This window comes from Micromonospora sp. NBRC 107095 (genome assembly GCF_030269705.1).
Taxonomy (GTDB): Bacteria; Actinomycetota; Actinomycetes; order Mycobacteriales; family Micromonosporaceae; genus Micromonospora; species Micromonospora parva.
In genome coordinates, this window is record NZ_BSTU01000020.1 from 1 (window position 1) to 204 (window position 204).

Here is a 204-nt window from a genome sequence, read left to right on the forward strand (position 1 = left end):
CCTGCCACCCGTCGACCTGCTTCAGACCCTTCAGGAACGCGGTCGTGGAGTACTCGGGATCGGTGATCTGCTCCGGGGTACCCCAACCCGAACTCGGGCGCTGCTGGAACAGACCCAGCGAGTCATGGTCGTTGGCGTCGCCGAGGTGGCCGAGGTTCTCCAGCTTCGACTCCTGCAGGCTCGTCGCGATCGAGATGACCGCGG

Annotated in this window: 1 pseudogene; it reads right to left on the reverse strand. The window is 65.7% G+C overall.

The window, feature by feature from the left end:
* Window positions 1-204: pseudogene (locus QSK15_RS32480) on the reverse strand (hypothetical protein); the annotation flags it as partial.